Here is a 21,870-nt window from a genome sequence, read left to right as displayed (position 1 = left end):
GCAGGCGCAAGGGCGCGTCGTCCCTATAAAACGAATGCAGGCGGGAAAAATTAGCGGATGGGAACAAGTATCAGGAGGGAGTGAAACGCGAAATTAGGGGCTACTGAAAATCAAAAATGTGGGAGCGAGCTTACTCGCGATAGCTGCGTGTCAGGCACCATTATTGCCGGCTGACACGACGCCATCGCGAGCAAGCTCGCTCCCACAGGGATCGGGTAGAATTTTGGAGTGGTGTTAACCCACAGCAGCCATGGAAAGCCGCCGATGATGCACCTCAAGCTGATCCTTGATCACCCGCAGCACCTTCGCTTCCTGCTCATGGATGAAGAAGTGCCCGCCAGCCAGCATGTCCACCGAAAAACTGCCTCGGGTTTCCTGGCTCCAGCCGATCAACTGTTCGGTGGTGGCGCGGTCGGCCTTGCCGCCGAGCACGTGCACCGGGCACCTGAGCAACGGGCGCTGCACCGGCTCGAAACGCCCGCACAGCAGGAAGTCTGCGCGCAGCACCGGCAGGGTCAGGCTCATCAACTCTTCATTGGCCAGGATCTCTTCGCTGGTGCCGTTGAGGGTGCGCAATTGCTCGATCAGTTCGGCGTCGGTTTTCGGCTGGGCAAAGCCCCGGTCGTAGTCGACGCGCAGGGTCGGCGCGGCGGTGCCCGAGGCGAACAGCGCTACCGGCTCCGGGCAACCCAGCGAGCGAAATGCGTGAGCCATCTCGCAGGCCAGCAGCGCCCCCATGCTGTGCCCGAACAACGCGTACGGCGCCTTGAGCGTGGCTTTCTGTTCCTGGGCCAATTGCAGCGCCAGACGGCGCATGTCGGTGTGCAAGGGCTCACCGTAGCGCGCGCCCCGCCCCGGAAGCTCCACCGGTTGCAGCTTGAGCCACTCCGGCAGTTTTCGCCGCCAACGGCTATAGACCATGGCACTCGCGCCCGAATAGGGCAGGCACAGCAATGTCAGCGGGGTCACCGGGCTTTCCTCGAGAGTTGTCTGCTAAGAGAACGGATGAGGTGCCCAAAGAATTAGCCATGTGAGTAACCCTGTGGGAGCAAGCTTGCTCGCGATAGCGGAGTGTCAGTCGACATCATGAGTGCCTGACACACCGTCATCGCGAGCAAGCTCGCTCCCACAGGAGGCTGTTTCCAGCATTGAATCTCTATTTCAGATGACGATAGCTCGGGATCGCAGAACCGAGCACCACTGCCCCCGCCGCAATCGCCAGCCAGAACCCGCTGCGCGCGCCGAAGGCGTCCACCAGCCAGCCGGAGCCGGCGGCGCCGATCGCCACGCCGATGCTCAGGCCGGTGACCAGCCAGGTCAGGCCTTCGGTGAGTTTGGCCGGCGGTACGATCTGCTCCACCAGGGCCATGGCGACAATCAGCGTCGGCGCGAAAAACAGGCCGGCGACAAACACCGCCAATGACAAACCGAAAATGTTCGTCGCCAGCAACAACGGCAAGGTGGTCACCGCCGTCGCCACCCCGCCGTACAGGAACAGGCGCGCCAGCGGCACTTTCGAGCGCAGTGCGCCGAACGCCAACCCGGCCAGGCACGAGCCGATGGCGTACACCGACAGCACGATGCTCGCCGCCGCCGGTTGGCCCTGATGCTGGGCGAAGGCGACGCTGACCACGTCCACCACGCCGACAATGGTGCCCATGGCGACCATCAACAGCATCAGCAACTGAATGTCGCGGGAACGGATGATCGAGCCCTGGTGATACTCTTCATGGGGATGCACCGGCGGCTCCGTGCTGCGCTGCAGGACGAATGCGGTGACGCCGATGGCCAGTGCCAGCAAGGCCGCCAGCGGACCGGCCTCGGGGAATGCCACCACGCACAACCCCACCGACAGTGGTGGCCCGACAATGAAGCAGACTTCGTCCAGCACCGACTCCAGGGCGTAGGCGGTTTGCAACTCGGGGCGGCCGCGATACACCTCAGTCCAGCGTGCCCGCACCATCGCCGACATGCTCGGCATGCAACCGGCCAGCGCGGCGAAGAAAAACAGCGTCCAGTGCGGCGCCTGCAACCGCGTGCACAGCAACAACAGCAACAGTGCCCCACCGCCCAGCAACGCCGATACCGGCAGAATCCGCCCCTGGCCAAATCGATCCACCAGCCGCGACACCTGCGGCGCACAAAACGCCGTGGCCAGGGCGAACGTCGCCGCCACCGCGCCGGCCATTGCATAGCCACCCTGCAACTGCGAGAGCATGGTGATCAGGCCGATGCCGGTCATGGAAATCGGCATGCGCGCGATCATTCCGGCCAGCACGAATGCGCGGCTGCCGGGGGCTTTGAACAACTCGCGATAGGGGTTTGCCATGGGACGGGTCTCATCAGGGGACTGCACGTTGCCATAACGGCTGATTGCGGGGGAAGCGTGGAATTGTTGGTTGAATGTGAAGGCCCCATCGCGAGCAAGCTCGCTCCCACAATGGCCGGCGTACACCAATCAACTGTGGGAGCGGGCTTGCTCGCGATGGGGCCAGAACAGACAACTCACCTCCCTTCGCCAAATGAACTCTCACCGACCCCGACCAGTCAGTTGAATAGGCCCCAGGTTCCCGGAGTTTCGCGACAATGGCTGATCACCCCGAACGCCAAAGCCCCATCGACGCCCACGGCATCATCGGCGATATGCGCAGCGCGGCGCTGGTCAATGACAAGGGCAGCGTGGACTTTTTCTGCTGGCCGGAATTCGACAGTCCGTCGATCTTCTGCTCGCTGCTGGACACCCCCGAGGCGGGGATTTTTCAGTTATCGCCGGATTTGCCCGACGCCCGTCGCGAACAAATCTACCTGCCCGACACCAATGTGCTGCTGACCCGCTGGCTCAGTGATCGCGCCGTGGTCGAGGTCACCGACCTGCTGCCCGTCGGTGACACCGAGGATGACCTGCCGCTGCTGATACGGCGGATCCGTGTGGTCAGCGGCCGCGCCACCTTCCAGATGCGCTGCGCCGTGCGTCATGACTACGCTCGCGCCAAAACCCGCGCCCGCATGGATGAAAAAGACGTCACCTTCGACGCGGTCGATCAGCCGTCCCTGCGCCTGTCTTCGGATCAGGTTTTGCAAATCGACGGCAATGCGGCGGTGGCCGAATTCACCCTCGAACAAGACCAGACCAGTCAATTCCTGCTCGGTGCCCTCGACGATCCGCGCTTAAAGGAAGGCGCTGCACAACTGTGCCTGGAGCGCACCCTGAAATTCTGGCGCGACTGGATCGGCCAGTCCAACTACCGCGGCCGCTGGCGCGAAATGGTCAACCGCTCGGCCCTGGCGATGAAGCTGCTGACCTCGCGCAAGCACGGCGCCATTCTCGCCGCCGCCACCTTCGGCCTGCCGGAAAGCCCTGGTGGCTCGCGCAACTGGGACTATCGCTTCACCTGGATCCGCGACGCCTCGTTCACCGTCTATGCATTCATGCGCCTGGGCTTCGTCGAAGAGGCCAACGCCTACATGCGCTGGTTGCGGGGGCGGGTCAGCGACTGTCAGGGCAAGCCGATGAAACTCAACATCCTGTATGCCATCGACGGTCGCCCGGAATTACCGGAGATCGAGCTGACGCACCTGTCCGGCCATGGTGGCGCACAACCGGTGCGCATCGGCAATCAGGCCTATGAACAGGTCCAGCTCGATATCTTCGGCGAGCTGATGGACGCGATTTACCTGGTCAACAAATACGGCGAAGCCATCTCCCATGAAGGCTGGAAACACACGGTGGAGGTGGTCGATCAGGTCTGTGAAACCTGGGAGCAGAAAGATGTCGGCATCTGGGAAATGCGTGGTGAGCAATACCATTTCCTGCATTCACGGCTGATGTGCTGGGTCGCCCTGGACCGCGCCATCCGCCTCGCTTCAAAGCGCTCGCTACCGGCACCGTTCGCGCGTTGGGACCAGACCCGCCAGGCGATCTACGCCGACATCTGGGAGAACTTCTGGTGCGAGGAACGCGGGCACTTCGTCCAGCACATCGGCGGCACCGGCCTGGACGGTTCGATGCTGCTGATGCCGCTGGTGCGTTTCGTCAGCGCCCGCGACCCGCGCTGGCTGGCGACCCTGCAAGCCATCGAAAGAAGCCTGGTACGCGACGGCATGATCTACCGCTACCGCAACGACGACAGCCAGATCGACGGCCTGCCCGGCAGCGAAGGCGCCTTTGCCGCGTGCTCGTTCTGGTACGTCGAATGCCTGGCCCGCGCCGGCCAGCTCGACAAGGCCCACCTGGAGTTCGAACAACTGCTCAGGTACGCCAACCCGCTGGGGTTGTATGCCGAAGAGTTCGATAGCCATGGACGGCACATGGGCAACACGCCGCAGGCATTGACGCATCTGGCATTGATCAGTGCGGCTTGCTTTCTGGATCGGAGGTTGAGTGGGGAGAAGAGGTTTTGGCAGCCGTGAACACGGGTTAAACAATGTTCGAACTCAGGCAAAAGGTGGCTCAAGACACCAGTGGATCTGCGCCGGCACTGACCGAAAACCGCTCCCGATATGCCTGCGGCGTCACGCCCATGGCCCGCAGGAAACTGCGGCGCAGGGTTTCTTCGCTGCCGAAGCCGCATTGCACCGCTACTCGTTTGATCGGCACGCCGGTATCGCTGAGCAAACGCCGCGCGGTTTCGACGCGGATCAGTTCGATGGCCCGGGCCGGGGTCTGGCCAGTGTCGGCGCGGTAGTGGCGCACGAAACTGCGTTCGCTCATGCCGGCCTGCAAGGCCAGAGTCGGGATGCCAAGGTCGTGGGCCAGGTTTTCGCTGATCCAGGCGTGAAGTTCGTCGAAACGGTTGCCTTCCTGTTGCAGTGACAGGGTCACGCTGAATTGCGACTGGCCACCCGGACGTTTGAGAAACACCACCAGTTGCCTCGCGACTTCGAGGGCCATGGTGCGCCCCAGGTCTTCTTCGACCATGGCCAACGCCAGGTCGATGCCGGCGGTCACCCCGGCCGAGGTCCAGACCGGGCCGTCGTTGATGAAGATCGGGTTGGGCTCGACGTGCAGTTGCGGATGCTGCTGCGCCAGTTGCTCGCAACGGGTCCAGTGGGTGACCACGCGCCGGCCGTCGAGCCAGCCGCTGGCCGCCAGCAGGAACGCACCGGTGCATACCGAGGAAACCCGCCGGCAGCCACGGGCATGTTCGCGCACCCAGGCGACCAACGGCGCATCTTGCGCCGCTGCGTAAACACCCCAGCCACCGGCGATGATCAGGGTATCAGTGCCCTCATCCGGCAACGGTTCGGCCAACAGCGCCAACCCCGCCGACGACATCACCGCCCCGCCGCCACTGGCAATCACCGTCGGCGCATAGGGTGGCGGCAGGCCTTGCTGGCGGGCAATGTCGTTGGCCGAGGCGAATACCTGCAACGGCCCGGTGACGTCGAGCAATTGCACGTTGGCGAAAGCGAGTACATGGATGGTTTTCGACATTTGGCGTAATTCGTGGGGATATTGGCGTATGCGCCAAAGCCTACGAGCCTAGAGTCAAACCGTCCACCCACTTCACGAGAAAAAACACCATGACGTTGCAGATCGGTTTTCTGTTGTTTCCACAGGTTCAGCAACTGGACCTGACCGGCCCTTACGACGTACTGGCCTCGCTGCCGGATGTGAAAGTGCATCTGATCTGGAAAGACCTGATGCCGGTCACCGCCAGCACCGGCCTGCTGTTGAAACCGACCACCACCTTCGATGATTGCCCGGCACTGGACGTGATCTGCGTGCCCGGTGGCAGTGGTGTCGGACCCTTGATGGAAGATGACCAGACTCTGGACTTTCTCAAGGCCCAGGCCGCCAACGCGCGGTACATCACGTCGGTGTGCACCGGCTCGCTGGTGCTGGGTGCGGCGGGATTGCTCAAGGGCAAACGCGCCACCACTCACTGGGCCTATCACGAACTACTCAAGCCGCTGGGCGCAATCGCGGTGCAAGACCGGGTGGTTCGTGACGGTAATCTGTTGACCGGTGGTGGCATCACCGCCGGTATCGACTTCGCCCTGACCCTGGCCGCCGAGCTGTTCGACCAGGCCACCGCCGAGTTGGTGCAACTGCAACTGGAATACGCCCCGGCCCCGCCGTTTACCGCGGGCAGCCCCGAGACGGCCCCGGCCAGCGTGTTGGGAGAGGCTCGCCAGCGGGCTGCCGGCTCGTTGAAACTGCGGGCGCAGATCACCGAGCGCGCGGCGGCGAAACTCGATCGACAGTGAAAAAATGGCGGCGGGAACCCGGTTCCTGCCGCCACGACTTTTCATGCGCGCAAAAAAAACCCGCCGAAGCGGGTTTTTCCAAGACCATGACGACTCCTTGTCGTAGCGTTCCTTGCATATGGTCGATCATCCATGATCCTGAGCACATCCTGTGCTTCAGTGGGTGAGACCAGATTACGCTTCGGATCCAATTTGTAACAGGCGATATCGCTACCATCGCGTGTAAGACATTCGCTATAAACCACCCTCCGAAAACCCTTAGACGCCTCAGGTTTCGAGCCGACTTCAGCCACTCTGTTGCTCGTGGGCTTTGGCATTGTCGATCAAAAACTGCTCGATATTGTTCATTTGCTCTTCCCAGCCACGACTGTCCATGCGGAAAGCCCTTTCGCGACGGGCCTGGGGAATGTGATCGAAACCGGACTCGGAGACCTTGAGCAACGTGCCGTTGTCCATGTCTTCGAGCTCGAATTTCACCAGGGTGGTGGGTTCCTGGGAGTAATCGACTTCAGGGTTCACGGCATACGGGTGCCAGCGAAACGAAAGCAGCCGCTCCGGCTCGACCCGCTCTACCAGTACATTCCAGCGCAAATGTTCATAACCGGGATAGGTAACCTGCCCCTGGGTCCATTCGCCTGCCACAAAGCGCTTGCCTTCCAGCGCCACGCCAAACCACTGTCCGAACACTTCGGCATTGGCCAGCACACGCCAGACCTGTGAACGCTTGGCCTTGAGCAGGATTTTCCTTTCGATGCGATCAGATGCTGGGTTCATAAGTCACCTCCTGTACTTGAACAGTAGGTCAGTAAGACCACAAGACCAACTCTAAAGTTGTACCAATCGGGATAAGCAATCAACCATACCTGAGATATTCGGTTGCATTTGCGTGGATAAGTTCTGGGCAATCGCAAAGTCAGCGGGTCGAAACTGCTAACGTTCGCCCTCGAAACAGCATGGAAAAGGATAGCGACATGAAAAATCTGCGCGGCAGTTGCCTGTGCAAGGCCATCGAATACGAGCTCGATAGCCTCGACATGCCCATCAGCCACTGCCATTGCCAAACCTGCCGCAAGGCACACGCAGCGGCTTTTGCATCGACCGCCGGAGTCATGCGCGAGCATTTTCGCTGGACCAAAGGCCAGGATCGCCTGAGCCACCATGAATCGTCGCCGGGCAAGTTTCGGTATTTCTGTTCAGTCTGCGGTTCACACCTGATGGCCGAACGGCCGGCCCAGCCTCACGTGATTGTTCGGGTGGCGACGCTGGATACCGATCCGCGGATGACGCCCCAAGCGCATATCTGGACGTCTCACGATGTGCCATGGCTTGAATACGATTCGGTGGAAAAGCACGTGCAATGGCAAGCGTAGAGAGCCAAATGCCCCTCGGCGCTACACTGCACCTCTCTTTCGGTCACAGCGAGCACTCCAGCATGAACCCACGCTTCTTATTGGCGCTGACACCCTTGTTGTTCACCTCCATGGCGTTCGCCGTGGACTGCGACAACGCCAGCGATCAGGCGACGATGAACCAGTGCGCGGCGCAGCAGAACGCGGCCGCCGACAAGGAATTGAATGCGCTGTACCAGCAAATCACTTCGCGGCTCAAGAGCAACCCGGACAGCAAGAAGCAGTTGGTGGGTGCGCAACGGGCGTGGGTTGCGTTCCGCGATGCCGAGTGCAAGTTTTCGGCATCCGGGGTGGAAGGCGGGAGTGTGTATCCGCTGATTTACAGCAACTGCACCACGGAACTGACCAAGGCACGGGTTCAAACGTTCAAGAACTATCTGAAGTGCCAGGAGGGGGATATGAGTTGCCCGGTGCCGGGGGTTTGATTTTTGCTGTTTTTGCGGTGTTTTTGAGGGCCCCATCGCGAGCAAGCTCGCTCCCACAGGGGATTAGGGTGTACTCGCAATGCCGGCGTCACCACAAAAACTGTGGGAGCGAGCTTGCTCGCGATGAGGTCGGCACATTCAACATTGATGTTGCCTGACATGCCGCCATCGCGAGCAAGCCCGCTCCCACAGGGTTCAGTGGTGTTCACACAATAGTGATCACACTGCGAATCCACTGTGGGATCGGGCTTGCCCGCGAAGGCGTCAGTTCAGGCGCCGCAATTACCGGACAAAAATCTGCGCCGTGGTAATCGCCATGTCTCCGCCCGGCAACTTGATGCTGCCCGTCTGCTTCAGGCTGTCGGCATCAAAGATCGCCACGTCGTTGAACGTCCCCGCCAGGTAGATCTTGCTGCCGTCCTTGTTGAAGGAAATGCAGTAATACGAGTGATCGAGCGCGGCGGACTGGAGCATTTTCTTCTGCTTGATGTCGTACTTGGCCAAGCGGTTGAGTACGCCAAACATCAGGTTCGGGTCCTTGGGCGAGCGCATACCGCTGAAGTAGATCTCCGTCAGAGGCCCGAAGTCGGTGGTTTCGGTCTTGCCGGTCTTCAGGTCGACGCTGAACAGGCCGTACAGGTATTCGGCGGTGGCCGGGTCCTGTTTCTTGTCCTTGAATTTCGCCGCGGTGTAGAGCAGCGAGAAGTCATGCCGGTAGGTCTGCTGGTTCCACACGTAGAGCACGTCCGGCGCGCTGTAGTTCGGGCGCTTCCAGTGCCGGCTGGGGATCAGCACATCGAACTTGCCGCTCTGCACGTTGACCTTGTAGACATCCGCCCCCGCCACGTACAGCGTGCCGTCGTCACCGCTCTGCATGATGGTCAGTTGGCGCGGCGCCGGGAAACTGCGCAGCGGCTTGGCGTCCATGCCGGCATCGGTCGAATACACGTCGAGCCGTGGCTGCTGCACTTCGTAGCGATCGTTCATCATCAGCGTCGGGTTGGCGACGGTGTACAGTTCCTTGCCGTCGTGGCTGACCGTGAAGGCGAACATGGACCTGGCCTTCTCACCCGGCTTCTGGGTGATGCTGGCGTGGAACACCTGCTTGCAGTTGTCCAGTTCGACACCGTAGACATCCGCATAGTGATTGTTCAGCACGTAGGCGGTCTTGCGGTCCGGCGACAACTGCACGGAGCCGGGACCGAAGGCATCGGGCATCTTGCAGGTCTTGAACAGCGTATCGGTGGCCAGGTCGATCACGTGCAGGTTGTTCGGGTAGTTGGTGGTCACCATGTATTCGTGACCGACTTGCAGCGCGGTATTTTCATCGGCCAGAACACTGACAGAACAGCTGCTCAGGACGGCGAACGCGGCCAGGCCGCAGGCTTTGATGTTACGCATTCTGGAATCCTTCTTCTGTGATCACTTGTCTTTGGGGAAGACAGTGCCGAGGTTGCGCCAGTTGTCGTTGGACGCCTGGGCATCCTTGTTCCAGTCCGGGTAGGTGCTCATCATGTCGGGCACCTGGGCCGGCCACCAGCAAGGGTCGGAGCACCCGTAGAGATCGGCCTCCATCGGCTGGCACAGCGACGACACACCGCCAAACGCATCGATTTCCCAGCCCGGGTCGGTGGTCGAGGCACAGCCCGCCACGGAACTCATGGCCACCACTTCTTCTATGCGGTTTTCATCCGCGGCCTGATCCAGCTTCAATGCTTTGTTATTGATTGCCTTGAGATGTTTCATATCAGTGAGCCTTGCGCGGAGTGATGTAACTGCTGATGAACGCAGGGTTATTGGCCATGATCCGGGTGTAGACCTCGATGCCGAAGTCGACCCAGTCACGCATCAGTTCGCAGTAGTGATAGGTTGGGTGGGTCGGATCGCCATAGCGGGCGTAGCTCTCGTGGTAGCAGCCGCCGGAACACAGGTTGCGGATCTGACAGTCTTCGCAGCCAGTGTTGGTACGGTCCAGGCGCTGGGACAGGAAGTCGTTCAACTCCACCTGTTTCACACCGCTATGGACGTTGCCGAAGGTCGGCAGGCTCGAACCGGTAAAACGGTGGCACAGGTTCAGCTCGCCCTTGTGATCCACCGCCAGCATCTTCAGGCCCGCGCCGCATGGCAGGGCTTTCTTGTGGCCTTCGTGGATGTCGGTGATGAGCTGGTGCAGGTTGGAGAACCCGATGTTGCGGTGCTCCAGCGCCGCTTCCAGGTAACGACGACCCAGCGCCTTCATGTTGGCGAACACCTGCACCAGTTCATCGCTGGTGAGGTTGAAGCTGCTGATGTCGCCGGAGGTCACCGGGGCAAAGCCGACTTCGGCAAAACCCAGTTCGTTGAACAGGTGATCCCAGATGGTTTCGACGTCGGTCACGCCGGTGGTGAGCGTTACGCGAGCTCCGACCGGACGGCTGTTGTAGCGCGACAACAGCATCTCGGCCTTGCGCCGCACCACGTCATAGGTGCCCTGCCCGCCCACGGTGATGCGGTTGCGGTCGTGCACGGTCTTCGGCCCGTCGATGCTCACCGACAAACCGAAACGATGGGCATTGAGGTAATCCACCGTTTCTTCGGTGAGCAACGTGGCGTTGGTGGTCATGACAAATTCGACGAACTTGCCCGCCTCGCGAAAACGCTTCTCACAATAGTCGACCATGTACTCGATCAGCTTGCGGTTGCTCAGCGGTTCGCCGCCGAAGAACACCACGGTGAAACGCTCTTCGTCCGGGGATTCGCGCAGCAGCATTTCCACCGAGGCGATCGCCGTTTCGACGTCCATTTTCTTGCCCGCCGACGGCTTGTCGAGGTCTTCCTTGTAGCAATACGTGCAGCTCAGGTTGCAGCCGGTGTTGACGTTGAGCACCACGGTATTGATCGCCGTACGCTCGACCCGCTTGGTGGCGATGTCCGGGGTCAGCGGCGAGCCGTCGCTGACCAGTTCCAGGGCCATCAGCTCGCGCAGGGTCTCGGTGATTTCCTCGCCGTTGAAACGCGCGGCCAGGCGCTGGATCAGGTCGTCCGAGGAACAACCTGGCCCGCGCAAGGTGTCGATGATGGTGCCCGTCAGTTCATCGCTGGCGAACAGCGAACTGCTGGGGATGTGAAACAGCATGCGGTCAGCATCGACCTGCACTTCGTGCAGGTTGCGTTCGACCAGATTCAAGATAGCGCCCATGGCAAACCTCCTGTGCAGGCCCCGCTTGGCGGGGCTTGCGGTCATTCCGAAAAGTGTCTGAAGCCTGTGCCGTCAGCCAACTCACGGAATGGGTGGATTGTTCCAGCGTTGCACGGTCACGATCAGGTGGCCTTCGCCGGTCAGGGATTTCCCTGCGTCGTCGACGGCGGCGATCACCTTGAGGTTGCCGGCATTGTTGGTGGACATCTTGCGTGCCGGGTTCGGCCCGGCATCGCCCGGAGTGAACACGCCGGTGTCGGCCTGCATGGTGCCGGCGAACTTGACGTCTTCGTCTTCCCTGGCGCGGTCGTCGAAGGCCTCGACTTTCCACTGCGCCGGGAACACACCGATGCGGTACGGCTTGCCATCAGCGCCCTTGCCCCAGGCTTCCGCGTCGAAACGGCCCTGGACTTTCGGCGTCGAACCACCGCCCTCGCCGATCCGTGCAACCGAGAATTCCGGCACAACCTTGACCGAGGCGATCTTGCTGTACACCGACAGGCTCGGGCCCTTTAGCGTGCCGACGCTGACCGCGCGCAAACCTGGCTGGGCATTGGCGGCGGCCTTGAGCTTGACCTTGATCCGCTCCGGGCTCTGCTCGACCACTTCGAGCACTTCCACGCCTTTGCCGAAGTCCGGCTTGCCGGTCAGGCCGCTGCCGATCAGGGTCACTTCGGTTTCACTGCCGGCCTTCAGATAACCCGGCTGCACCGCCAGCAAACGGTTGGAGCCTTGCTTGGCGGCGACGAAGTCCAGGCCACGCTCGTCGTGCTCGGCCTCGAACATCCGGCCCTGCATCGCATTACCCTGGGCGGCGAACACCTGGCGCATGGTCACGCCATCGATGGTCACGTTGCCGCGCCATTCGTAGCCGGTGTAGAGGATTGCACTGCCGTCGCCGTTGAACGGCGTGCCGTCGGCATACTGGCCTTTGACGCTGACCTTGAAGGTGTCGCTGCCATCGGCACTCACGGTCATTACACCCGCCAGCTCACCCTTGCCCGGCAAGTGGCCGCTGAAGCTCCAGTCGCCCACCAGGGCATCGGCTTTCGGCGCCGCGCTCTGCCATTTTTTCCAGGCCGGGTTGTCCAGCGGATAACGCTTGGCCAGCAGCGGCACCATCTCTTTGCGGGCCATATCGAACCAGTCGCGGTCCCGGGACAGCGCCTGGTATTCCAGGGATGGCCATTGGCCGAGGTGGAAGTTCACCAGACGCTCCCACTCCTGGGCCGGACGCCGTTGCAGGGCGACCCGCGCACCGGAGTGACAGCGGCCGCACATCTGGCTGGTCTGGTCGTCGAACTGCTCGACGGTATTGAGCCGACGCTCCAGTGCATAGCGCACGCCGTCGGTTTCGCTCGGCGCCAGGCCCTGGGTGTCGGCCAGGTATTTGACCAGCGCGCGACGGTCGTCATCGCTGATCTGCAAACCGTGCATGGTCTGCATCCGGGCAATGCTCATCAGCCAGCCTTCCGGCGTTTTGCGCTGGTGGCTGATGCGGCTGAGGGCGTTATCGGCTTCGGGGGTGTGACAGCCCTGACAGGTTTCCTTGAGGATGGTCTGGGCGTCGCGGGCTGCCAGGCTATGAGGCGAATGCAGCGCTACACAAGCGGCTACGGCCAGCAGGCTGGCGCTCATGCCTGATCGGAGTTTTCTCTTCATCAACGTCGAACCTCGCACGGTGCGTTCTTATTGTTGTGGCTTATCGTTTTTATGGTTTCTGCCGCCGGCTTTGATCCGCTGACGGAGGCAAGAGAAACGTCTGCGATGAGCAATACACGGAGCGTGCCAGCTTATGAATATTTCAATGAATCAATGACTTGTGACTAATAACCGTTTTTTTTCGGGAGACGTCATGGGCGTTGCACGTTTAATTTCGCGACAACTGTTTCACTCTGAGACAAGCATAGTTTTCTGTAGGAGCGAGCCTGCTCGCGATGGTCGTTAACGATATCGCGTGCTTACAGGCTAAACGTAGTGCTCTTTCGTCCATCGCGAGCAGGCTCGCTCCTACAGGGTGTTGTGTTCGGGACGTCTCACGTCGTCGCAATTTGCGACGTTTATCGATGTCAGGGTGACCCGAAAAATATCTATCACCCCACTAGATCGGGCCTTGCGGCCGAAAAAACACAACTGGCACAGGCATTGCGAAAGCCCGGTTCTCACGAACAACAAGAGGCCTCGCCAATGTCGCTCCCAAACCTGCTTCCCGCCACTTCGGCATTCATCCAGCGCGCCCCGCGCATGCTCATCGGCGGTGACTGGGTCGAGGCCGCCGACGGCCAGACCATGCCCCTGCACAACCCGGCCACCGGTGAGGTGCTGTGCGTGGTGCCACGGGCAACACCGGAAGATGTCGACCGTGCGGTGCTCGCCGCCCGCCAGGCGTTCGACGATTCGGCCTGGACCCGCACCCGTCCCCGGGAGCGGCAGAACCTGCTGTGGAAACTCGCCGACCTGATGCAGCGCGACGCCGAACTGCTGGCGCAACTGGAATGCCTGAACAACGGTAAAAGCGCGGCGGTGGCCCAGGTGATGGACGTGCAACTGGCCATCGACTTCCTGCGCTACATGGCCGGTTGGGCGACCAAGATCGAAGGTTCTACGGTTGACGTGTCGGCACCGCTGATGCCCAACGACCAGTTCCACAGCTTCATCCGCCGTGAAGCGGTGGGCGTGGTCGGTGCCATCGTCGCCTGGAACTTCCCGCTGTTGCTGGCCTGCTGGAAACTCGGCCCGGCCTTGGCCACCGGCTGCACCGTGGTGCTAAAGCCGGCCGACGAAACCCCGCTGACCGCACTTAAACTTGCCGAACTGGTGCTGGAAGCCGGTTATCCCGAAGGCGTATTCAACGTGGTCACCGGCACCGGCATCACCGCAGGTTCTGCCTTGACCCACAACCCGCTGGTGGACAAGCTGACCTTCACCGGCTCCACCGCCGTCGGCAAGCAGATCGGCAAGATCGCCATGGATTCCATGACCCGGGTCACCCTGGAGCTAGGCGGTAAATCACCGACCATCGTCATGGCCGACGCCGACCTGAAAACCGCCGCGGCCGGGGCTGCCAGTGCGATCTTCTTCAACCAGGGCCAGGTCTGCTGCGCAGGCTCGCGGCTGTATGTGCAGCGCAAGCACTTCGACAATGTGGTGGCGGACATCAGCGACATTGCCAACGCCATGAAACTCGGCAACGGCCTGGACCCGAGCGTCGACATGGGGCCCTTGATCTCGGCGCGCCAGCAGGAACGCGTCTACGGGTACATCGAAAAGGGCCGGGAAAGCGGCGCGACCATCGCCTGCGGTGGCGAGCAGTTCGGCCCGGGGTTCTTCGTCAAGCCAACGGTAATTGTCGACGTCGATCAGAAGCACTCACTGGTGCAGGAAGAAATCTTCGGCCCGGTGCTGGTGGCCATCCCGTTCGATGACGAAGCTGATGCCCTGCGCATGGCCAATGACAGTCCGTATGGATTGGGCGCGAGCATCTGGTCCAATGACCTGGCGGCGGTGCACCGGATGATTCCGCGCATCAAGTCAGGCTCGGTGTGGGTCAACTGCCACAGCGCCCTGGACCCGGCGCTGCCGTTCGGAGGCTACAAGATGTCCGGGGTCGGGCGTGAGATGGGGTATGCGGCGATCGAGCATTACACCGAGCTGAAGTCGGTGTTGATCAAGTTGTGACTCGTAGCGTCCTTCAGGCCGCCTTCGCGAGCAAGCCCGCTCCCACATTGGAATGCGTTCCCCTGTGGGAGCGGGCTTGCCCGCGAAGGCGCCCCCCCAGCCACTACGCCGCTGTTTCGCGGTCCAGTGGGCGACCCACCCCATATTTTGCGCCGGCCCGAAGCGCGTGACGAAGCTTCAGGGCCGGCCGTTCGACGCAGTAGTACGAAACGCCGCTGAGCAGCAACGACAAGGCCAGCACTGTTGCAACAACGGCCCCATCGTAGGTAACCGACCAGACAGCGTGCAGGAAGTACATCACCACATAGTGATTCAGGAACACGCCGTAGCTGATATTGCCGAGGAACTCGTCAATCCGGTGAAACCTGAGCTTTGTCAGCAGGTACACGGCGGGCACGCCCAGCGCTATGCCGGCGGTCACTTCGGCATTGAACGGTCGGCGCTCTATCCATCCCGCCATGATGGCCGCAAACATCAGGGCCGCCACCACGGCGGTGCCGGCAGCGATCGCCAAATCCTTCGGCTGCGCTTTGTACAGGTAGCTGCCGCACAGGAACATGAACAGCACACCCGGCAATAGACGGTAGCCGTACAGGTCGGTGTTGATGAACCCCAGGCACGCGGCCATGAAGACGACGACGGATAGAGCAAACGCAACGCCCCGCGTCCTATAGATGATCAGGAAAGGGATCATCAGGTAGAAGCACATCTCAAGCCCCAAAGACCAGGCCGGCGGCAAGATCCACGATCCCGCCGCGCCGAACATGTAGAAGCCGAGTGGCACGATAGCCAGGCTTGCGGCGATGTTGCGCAGCGTCAGCTCGGCGGCTTGAGGCGTGCCGGGCAGCAGGAAATAGATCACCGCACAGGAAACCACGAAGTAGAACAGGAATTGAGGATAGAGCCGCAGGGCGCGGTCCAGGTAGAACAGGCCGACTTTCTCCGGCGCCTTGTAGTTGCGTTCGATCAGCGAAGTCATCACGAAACCGCTGATGATCAGGAAGGAAATCACGGCAATCACGCCGGGGTTTAGCCCCATGAATGTCTTGCCCATATGAGAAACGGCCACCAGAACGGCCAATAGCAGACGATAAACTCCCACTTACACCCCAACATTCCTTGTCATTATGGCGCGTAAATTACGATGCTTTGCGCTGGGAGAACAGGCTTTTTCGCCGTATCCGGACGTTCTTCATTCAGGGTTTGAAACCCTGGCCCAGCAACCAGCTGCGAACCATCCGCCCCTGCTCCACCGTCAGCCCGGCCAATACCTGATCCGCCGGCTCTCCCTGCTTTAACCTCTGCACCAACGCCGCCACCTCAACCCCATGCACATGCCAGATACCCAGCGGTTGATCCGCCGTGATCACCACCTCGGCTTCATCGACCAGCCCATCACGCAACACCGGCGCCCGCTCAATCCTCAGCGCATTGAAATCCGCCTCGGCATGGGCCACCTCGGCATCCGGCCAGCTCCGCCGTGCCTGCCAGAACGGCTGGTCCGGCCAGCGTTGCTCATCGGCATAAAAATCCCGGCCGATCCGCGCAAACCGCAAAAACAACTGCCCCACCCGCTGCTGGTGGAAACGCTGGGCCAGAGCCGCTCGTTCGGGTTTGCACAGCAGCGTGTTGATCACCGCGGGCGCCTGCAACGCCGAAGACAAGGACTGAAAGATCCCGTTGCCCGACAATGGGTCCACCGCCATTGCCGCATCGCCGACCCGAATCCAGTTATCGCCACACACCTGCGGGCTCAGAATCGCCGTGCTGCTGCGGGCGTGCAGTTGTAGATCGCTTTGCGCTGCGCCAGCAAAAAATGCAGTGGCCAGCCGCGAACCCTCGCGCCGCTGTCGGCAGTAATCGAGCAACATAGCCTTGCCCGGCAACCCGGCACTGGCCACATCCACCGTCCATTGCCAGTAACACTGGCCGTCGGCGCGCCGCGCCATCCACGCCCAACCGTCCTCAAGGCTTTCCACGGCACTGGCGGTGCTGCCCGGCGAACCCTGCCAGCGATTGAGCAAGCTGACGGTCTCGGGCCCACGCAAGCCTTTGCCGATAGCGGGGGCCTGACGTCCTCGGGCCTCTACGAGAAACGGCGCCAGCAGTGGTTCGCGGCCGTCGATTTCGATTCGGTGGCCATTGGTCGATGATTGAACCGTCAGCACCCGGCCTTCGATCAACTCGACCCCCGCCAGGCGCAAATCCTCACGCAGACCTCGGTCAAACAGCGGACGGTCGAGCAAGTATTCGATGTTCTGCGCATGCTGCTGGCCATTCCAGTTCACCTGGCGTTGAGAAGGCAGCGTCGCCTCCGCCAACGCCTGGTGCAGACCCGCGCTGCGCAAGGCTTCCAGAACCCGCACGGACACGCCTTCGAGCGCCGCAAACCGGCGCCATTCGCTGATCAGCGTGACGCCATGGCCCAGCCGCTTCAAACCCAGCGCGACCGCGGCCCCCGCCGGGCCGGCGCCCAGAATGACGATGTCGTTCACGGCCCGAAACGCCGTTCAGGACCACGGTAACGGGCATGCTCGCGCAACCACTCGATGACTTGCTCATTGCTGGCACCAGGCTGTTCGACGAGGAACCTGGCAATGTGTCCGCTCAAGGCGGCACAACCGAGGCTCGCCCCGGATTGCCCCGGGTAGGTGCCATGCACACACGCGGCGAAATCCGCCTGGGCGCTGTTGAGCCACGACCATTCCTGCTCGGCGCACCGCGCATCGCCGGTCACCCGCAACACCTGCGGATAGTTCGCCGGAAACACCCCTTCCCCTTGGGCCGGGCTCGACGCACACAGCAGCACGCCCTGCGCCACCGCCGCCGCGCAGGCCGCGCGCAACAGGCTGCGATCCTGGCGCAGGCCAAGGCTCAAATTGATCAGTCGAACGTCCTGCGTCAGCAGCCAGTCAATCGCCGTGGCGATCTGCAAGGCGCTGGTGACACCCCGCTGGTCGAACACCTGAGCCACGCAAAACAGCGCCGAGGGTGCACGCCGGCCGATGGCCTCGATCACCGCACTGCCATGCCCCAGCGGGTCTTCGCGCAAGTCGCCCTCGGCCAGGCCGTCTTCGAGCAATGAAAAGCGTCGACCGGCGATCACTTGCACCCGTTGTGCCGCCGAGTGACCGCTGTCCACCACACCAATGCGCAACTCAGGTTTCATGCAGCACCGTTTTCGAGGTCAGTACGCCGTCGAGCAATTCGAAGCGCAGGTCGGCGTCGGCCAGGGTTGAAGGGCGATGGCTGATCAGGATGCGCGTACGCCCGGCAAACAGGCGGTCGATGGCGTCGATGACTTCGCGCTCGGTGGCTTCATCCACTGCGGACGTGGCTTCATCGAGCACCAGGATCAGTGGGTCCTGCAACAGTGCCCGGGCAATCGCGATGCGTTGTTTCTGCCCGCCGGACAACTGCTGGCCCCGCTCGCCCAAGGGACTGTCGAGACCTTCGGGCAAGGACTCGATCAGGCTGTCGAGTTGCGCCAGTCGCGCCACGTCGGCAATCGCCTCGCGGCTGGCGTCCGGTGCCGCGTAGGCCAGGTTGTCGGCGAGGCTGCCGCGAAACAGCACGATGTCCTGGCTGACGATGGCGATGCGCCGACGCAACTGGAACAGATCCAGCTCGCGCAGATCGACGTCGCCCAGCAGTACCCGGCCCGATTGCGGATCGTGATGACGTTGCAGCAGGTCGATCAGGGTGGACTTGCCCACGCCCGAGCCGCCGCTGAGGGCCACTTTCATACCGTAGGGAATCCGCGCCTCGATGCCGCGCAGGGTCGATTGGCGGCCGGGATGGGCGAAGTGCACGTTGTCGAACCAGAGATCGCCGCCAGTGGGCATTGCCCTTGGCGTGGCGGGCGTCAACACCGTCGGTTGTTCGCCGCGCAACTCCATGACCCGGCCGAGGCTGACGGTCATCCGCTGGATCGCGACGTAGAGCCCGAGCAGGCTTTGCACCGGCCCCACGGCCATGCCCAGGTAAGTGGAAAAGGCAATCAGGGCGCCGAGTTGCCAGGTGCCCTGCACCACCCAGTAACCGCCAATCAGAAATGCGCAGGCCCGGGACAGCGAGGTCAGGGTACCGGGCACGGCCTGGGTGAAAAATTCGGTGACTTGCAGGCGCAGCAACTGGCTCATGTAGCCCTGCCCCAGCGTCTCGAGGCGTCGCGCTTCACGCTGTTGCTGGCCAGCGGACTGGATGAACTTCATCACCGGCAACGTCTCGACCATGAACGACGACATGTCCGCCGAACGCTCGCGCAACTGCCGCACATCGCGCTCCACCTTGCGCCGCATCCAGCGCAGCCAGAGGACGTCGAGGGGAATCAGCACCAGGGCCAGCAACGAGAGTTTCCAGGACAAGGTCAACAGCATCGCAATGGCAACCACCAGGCCGATCACGCTCGACACCGCCGAGAACAGCGAGTCCACGGCGAACCGCTGGATTTCCGCGACATCGCCATCGAGGCGCGACATCAGGTCGCCGATACGCCGCTGGCCGTAAAAGCTCGGCGACAGGGTTTGCAAATGCCGGTACAGGTCATCGCGCAGGGCAAACAGCATGCGCCCGGACAGTCGCGTGTGCAGGTAGCGGTTGATGCCCGAAAGCGCCGTGCCCAGTAACCCGGCAACGATCATCAGCCCGGCGATCATTACCAGCATCGGGAAATTGCGCGCCAACAGGCCATCGTCGATCAGCAGTTTGGTCAGCCACGGCTGCACCAGCACCAGCGCCGAGGCGCAGACCGACAAACCCAGCAGCCCGGCAATCGCCAGGCGATGGGGTCGCACGAAGCTGTACAGCCAACGCAATGCCGCTTGCAGAGCCTCGGGGTTCTGGCTGTCGATCAGCCGAACGATCAAGCGCTGCATCACGAACGCAACTGTTTGAGCTTGCGATAAAGCGTCGCGCGGCTGATGCCCAGGGCGTCGGCGGCGGCCGAGACGTTGCCCTGGTGCGTGTCCAGGGACTGACGGATCAGCTCCAGTTCGTTTTCCCGGATGCTGCCGGCCTGGGGCCGTTCGCCGGTGGTCAACTCGTCGAGCATGCTGTCGGGCAAGTGGTCGAGGGTCAGCACGGTGTCGCCCGGTTCGCGCATGGCCAGCGCGGTGCGCAGGACCATCTCCAGTTGGCGGATGTTGCCCGGCCACTGATAACCGTTGAGCAAGCGATCGAGATCATCGTGCAGGACCACGGCGGGTGCGCCCAATGTCGTCAGCATGCGAGTGACGAGCGCGCCGAAATCTTCGCGTTCGCGCAGGGCCGGAAGCATCACGCTGATGCCATTGACCCGGTAGAACAGGTCCTCGCGAAAGTGTTTTTCTTCCACCAGACGCTTGAGGTCGCGGTGGGTGGCGCAGATCAGCGCGACGTCGATGTCCTGCTCTTCGCCTGCACCCAGGGGCGCGACCTTGCGATCCTGCAGCACCCGCAACAACCGGGCCTGCAAGGCCAATGGCATATCGCCGATTTCATCGAGGAACAAGGTGCCGCCATGGGCCTGCTGCAAGCGCCCGACCATGCCGCCCCGGCGTGAACCGGTGAACGCGCCTTCACGATAGCCGAACAGTTCGGACTCGATCAGGCCTTCGGGAATGGCCGCGCAGTTCACCGCCACGAAGGGTTTTTCGCAGCGCGCACCGGCCATGTGCAGGGCACGGGCGATCACCTCTTTACCAGTGCCGGTTTCGCCCAGTAACAGGACCGGCAGTTCATTGGCCAGGCCTTGGCGGGCCATGCGCAAGGCACGGGCGTAGCGCGTATTGCTGCCGGCGAGCGCTTCCAGGTCCGGTTGCGCCTTGGGCGGTTTCGCGACTGTGCGCGGCGGGCTGCTGACGTTGATCGAGCGTTGCGGCGCGCGCAGGGTCTTGTAGAAGAATTCACCCTTGGCGGTTTGCAGGCTGCCGGCTCCACCCTGATGCAGACGCGCCAACAATTGCAGGCCGTCGACTCCGAGAAACTCTTCGCAGCGCCGACCGATCAGGGCCGAGCGCTCGGCGTGGAGCAACTGGCAGGCCTGGGCGCTGACCGCCAGGATCTGCCCGCCGAGGCTCACGGCCAGCAGGCCTTGCCACGGGGATTCCAGATATTGCCGACGGCTGTGGAAGGCCAGGACGATTTCGTCCGGATAACTGGCGTTGAACACCCGGCTTTCGATCTGGCTGACCGCCATGGCCAGCAGCGCAGTGCTGTCGTGGGCACGGCCGAGGGGGCCTTCGCGGGTCAGGTCGAGGACGCCGAGAATGTCGCCCTGGGGGCAATGGATCGGCACCGAAGTGCAGGAAAAATCACTGAGGCGATCCAGATAATGTTCGCCGCAATCGATCAGGGTCGGCCGGGCTTCCACCAGTGCCGTGCCCAGGGCGTTGGTGCCGCGAACCGCTTCGCTCCAGCAGGTGCCGAGGGTGATGTCCTGCAGGCCGCTGCCCTTGAGACGGTCGGCGCGGCCTTCGACGGCGAGGATGGTGGCGTCGGAGTTGGCGAGGATGATCAGCCCTTCCTTGCCCTGACGCTCGGCCAGGTAATCGATGGCCGGCAACGCAGCGTCGATCAACAAGCGGTTGCTGGACAGCAACACGTCGAGGCTAGCACTCGATTCCAGCGCCAGCTCATGCTTGGCATTGAAATGCACGCCATGGCTGAGACTGCGTCGCCACGAGGCATCGATTTCCGCACGCAGGACGCCATCCGGCACTTCGCCTTCCAGGTGCAACTTTTCCCGAGCCAGCCGGGCTTCGCGATGCAGTTTGGGGGAGTTTGTTTTTATTGGCGTCATCAAGCGCTCCGGGTCATCCACCCTGCGCCTTCATACGTCGGCGCCCTGGAGCAATCTTTACGTTAACGTCAGGGCTATGGCAAGTGCCGTAGGGCGCTTGTGTTCCGTCAGGAGGACCCCGTAATCGTTCATCGCGAGCAAGCTCGCTCCCACACTTGACCGAGGTGAACCGCATATTTGTGTTCAACA

Annotated in this window: 18 protein-coding genes; 5 read left to right on the top strand and 13 right to left on the bottom strand. The window is 62.0% G+C overall.

The features are described from left to right. Positions 1 to 234: 234 nt before the first annotated feature. On the bottom strand, positions 235 to 969 hold the full coding sequence (locus KW840_RS24430; protein WP_218498059.1) for an alpha/beta fold hydrolase: 735 nt from the start codon (positions 967 to 969) through the stop codon (positions 235 to 237). Positions 970 to 1,156: 187 nt separating this feature from the next. Further along, positions 1,157 to 2,329 carry an MFS transporter gene (locus tag KW840_RS24425; protein WP_218498058.1) on the bottom strand — a complete coding sequence of 391 codons (1,173 nt, stop codon included), beginning with the start codon at positions 2,327 to 2,329 and terminating at the stop codon, positions 1,157 to 1,159. Between the two features lie 257 nt (positions 2,330 to 2,586). Between KW840_RS24425 and KW840_RS24420 the strand changes: the two genes are divergently transcribed. After that, positions 2,587 to 4,410, top strand: coding sequence for a glycoside hydrolase family 15 protein (locus KW840_RS24420; RefSeq protein ID WP_218498057.1), 1,824 nt, complete (start codon positions 2,587 to 2,589; stop codon positions 4,408 to 4,410). A gap of 40 nt (positions 4,411 to 4,450) precedes the next feature. On the opposite strand, the gene KW840_RS24415 is transcribed toward KW840_RS24420, so the two are convergent. Continuing rightward, positions 4,451 to 5,434 carry a GlxA family transcriptional regulator gene (locus KW840_RS24415; RefSeq protein ID WP_218498056.1) on the bottom strand — a complete coding sequence of 328 codons (984 nt, stop codon included), beginning with the start codon at positions 5,432 to 5,434 and terminating at the stop codon, positions 4,451 to 4,453. Positions 5,435 to 5,523: 89 nt separating this feature from the next. Between KW840_RS24415 and inhA the strand changes: the two genes are divergently transcribed. Next, positions 5,524 to 6,210, top strand: coding sequence for an isonitrile hydratase (inhA, locus tag KW840_RS24410; RefSeq protein WP_218498055.1), 687 nt, complete (start codon positions 5,524 to 5,526; stop codon positions 6,208 to 6,210). Between the two features lie 285 nt (positions 6,211 to 6,495). Here the strand turns inward: inhA and KW840_RS24405 are convergent, their stop codons facing one another. Then, positions 6,496 to 6,984, bottom strand: coding sequence for an SRPBCC family protein (locus KW840_RS24405; protein WP_057713927.1), 489 nt, complete (start codon positions 6,982 to 6,984; stop codon positions 6,496 to 6,498). Positions 6,985 to 7,181: 197 nt separating this feature from the next. Here KW840_RS24405 and KW840_RS24400 point away from each other — a divergent pair, with 197 nt between their 5' ends. After that, complete coding sequence (locus tag KW840_RS24400; protein WP_057713926.1) at positions 7,182 to 7,580, top strand: GFA family protein; 399 nt, start codon at positions 7,182 to 7,184, stop codon at positions 7,578 to 7,580. Positions 7,581 to 7,642: 62 nt separating this feature from the next. Continuing rightward, positions 7,643 to 8,044: a lysozyme inhibitor LprI family protein gene (locus tag KW840_RS24395; RefSeq protein WP_090456932.1), complete on the top strand. Its 402-nt coding sequence runs from the start codon at positions 7,643 to 7,645 to the stop codon at positions 8,042 to 8,044. 282 nt (positions 8,045 to 8,326) lie between these two features. Here the strand turns inward: KW840_RS24395 and peaD are convergent, their stop codons facing one another. The 4 genes from peaD to peaA form a co-directional block, all read right to left on the bottom strand. Continuing rightward, the gene (gene peaD, locus KW840_RS24390) at positions 8,327 to 9,445 is read right to left on the bottom strand and encodes a quinohemoprotein amine dehydrogenase subunit beta (RefSeq protein ID WP_218498054.1); all 1,119 of its coding nucleotides are present in this window, start codon (positions 9,443 to 9,445) and stop codon (positions 8,327 to 8,329) included. A 21-nt stretch (positions 9,446 to 9,466) separates the two neighbouring features. Then, the gene (gene qhpC, locus KW840_RS24385) at positions 9,467 to 9,790 is read right to left on the bottom strand and encodes a quinohemoprotein amine dehydrogenase subunit gamma (RefSeq protein WP_008016081.1); all 324 of its coding nucleotides are present in this window, start codon (positions 9,788 to 9,790) and stop codon (positions 9,467 to 9,469) included. Between the two features lies 1 nt (position 9,791). Beyond that, positions 9,792 to 11,222, bottom strand: a complete 1,431-nt coding sequence (gene peaB, locus KW840_RS24380) for a quinohemoprotein amine dehydrogenase maturation protein (RefSeq protein ID WP_008056152.1) — start codon at positions 11,220 to 11,222, stop codon at positions 9,792 to 9,794. A gap of 81 nt (positions 11,223 to 11,303) precedes the next feature. After that, positions 11,304 to 12,884: a quinohemoprotein amine dehydrogenase subunit alpha gene (peaA, locus tag KW840_RS24375; protein WP_218498053.1), complete on the bottom strand. Its 1,581-nt coding sequence runs from the start codon at positions 12,882 to 12,884 to the stop codon at positions 11,304 to 11,306. Between the two features lie 525 nt (positions 12,885 to 13,409). On the opposite strand from peaA, the gene KW840_RS24370 reads away from it, so the two are divergent. Further along, positions 13,410 to 14,900: an aldehyde dehydrogenase gene (locus tag KW840_RS24370; RefSeq protein WP_057713922.1), complete on the top strand. Its 1,491-nt coding sequence runs from the start codon at positions 13,410 to 13,412 to the stop codon at positions 14,898 to 14,900. A gap of 103 nt (positions 14,901 to 15,003) precedes the next feature. On the opposite strand, the gene KW840_RS24365 is transcribed toward KW840_RS24370, so the two are convergent. The 5 genes from KW840_RS24365 to KW840_RS24345 all read right to left on the bottom strand — a co-directional run bounded on the left by KW840_RS24365 (position 15,004) and on the right by KW840_RS24345 (position 21,681). Continuing rightward, positions 15,004 to 16,002: an acyltransferase gene (locus KW840_RS24365; protein WP_218498052.1), complete on the bottom strand. Its 999-nt coding sequence runs from the start codon at positions 16,000 to 16,002 to the stop codon at positions 15,004 to 15,006. 94 nt (positions 16,003 to 16,096) lie between these two features. Continuing rightward, on the bottom strand, positions 16,097 to 17,395 hold the full coding sequence (locus tag KW840_RS24360) for a lycopene cyclase family protein (RefSeq protein ID WP_218498051.1): 1,299 nt from the start codon (positions 17,393 to 17,395) through the stop codon (positions 16,097 to 16,099). Then, positions 17,392 to 18,069 (bottom strand): S8 family serine peptidase, encoded by a 678-nt coding sequence (locus KW840_RS24355; RefSeq protein WP_218498050.1) that lies wholly within the window; start codon positions 18,067 to 18,069, stop codon positions 17,392 to 17,394. Before KW840_RS24355 ends, KW840_RS24360 begins: the two co-directional genes overlap by 4 nt. Then, positions 18,059 to 19,777 (bottom strand): ABC transporter ATP-binding protein, encoded by a 1,719-nt coding sequence (locus tag KW840_RS24350; RefSeq protein WP_218498049.1) that lies wholly within the window; start codon positions 19,775 to 19,777, stop codon positions 18,059 to 18,061. The genes KW840_RS24355 and KW840_RS24350 overlap by 11 nt, the downstream gene beginning before the upstream one ends. Next, positions 19,777 to 21,681, bottom strand: a complete 1,905-nt coding sequence (locus tag KW840_RS24345) for a sigma-54-dependent Fis family transcriptional regulator (RefSeq protein ID WP_218498048.1) — start codon at positions 21,679 to 21,681, stop codon at positions 19,777 to 19,779. Before KW840_RS24345 ends, KW840_RS24350 begins: the two co-directional genes overlap by 1 nt. Positions 21,682 to 21,870 lie beyond the last annotated feature (189 nt).

It is taken from the genome of Pseudomonas sp. PDM30 (assembly GCF_019218985.1).
Lineage (GTDB): Bacteria > Pseudomonadota > Gammaproteobacteria > Pseudomonadales > Pseudomonadaceae > Aquipseudomonas > Aquipseudomonas jessenii.
Note: the sequence above shows the minus strand (reverse complement) of the source record. Positions and strands in the feature narration are given on the sequence as shown.